This is a genomic window from Anoxybacillus sp. MB8, from assembly GCF_011006755.1.
In the GTDB taxonomy this organism is placed as follows: domain Bacteria; phylum Bacillota; class Bacilli; order Bacillales; family Anoxybacillaceae; genus Anoxybacillus; species Anoxybacillus gonensis.
In genome coordinates this window covers 1-681 of the sequence record NZ_RXXX01000112.1, presented here as the reverse complement: position 1 = coordinate 681, position 681 = coordinate 1, and the positions used below count along the sequence as shown (strand labels likewise).

Genomic DNA, 681 nt, shown 5'->3' with positions numbered 1-681 from the left:
TCGAGGCAGAGGTGGAAGGGCACCGTGCGATGGAGAAAAAAGGGCGCGTGTTTTTTATCGAAGCAGACGGGTTGTACGTGAAACGTCAACGAAGCCGCATCAAAGGAAAAGAAGAAAAGATCATCACGATTCACCAAGGATGGGAGAAAAACGGGAAACGCGTATCCTTAGTGAATCGACGGTATATGGTTCATCAAACGAATGAACAGATTTGGGAAGCTGTAGAGAATTTTCTGATGAAGGAATACAGCTATGATCCGTTTGAGGATTGGGTGGTCATCAATGGAGATGGAGCCCCATGGATTACAGCGTGTCGAGAATATTTCGGGGACAGGGGGTACTTTCAGCTTGATCGGTTCCATGTGGCAAGAGAGATTCGTCAATTGTTCCGAGGTCATGCGAGATATCGGGTGATTCGAAAGAAGTTAGCATCATGGGATGAAGAAGGTGTGTTACGAGAACTCACAAGCGCCATCGGTACGTTAGAACATGAGGAGAAGGAAAAGCAACTCGAGGCGCTTGTTCGTCGAATCGAGGAGATACCAGGATGTTTACGTGACTATCGCGTATGGTTGAAGGAAAAAGGGATTGACACGACAAACATGAGGGCGATGGGGAGTGCGGAAGGAACGATGCATGTGTTTGCGAAACGAAGTAAAAACGGTCGAAGTTGGAAAGATG

General features: G+C 47.3%; 1 protein-coding gene. It reads left to right on the top strand.

Annotation, left to right across the window (positions count from 1 at the left end; genetic code table 11):
- Window positions 1–681: UPF0236 family transposase-like protein (locus EKC99_RS15360; protein ID WP_205597826.1), on the top strand; the 681-nt coding region annotated here is incomplete at both ends.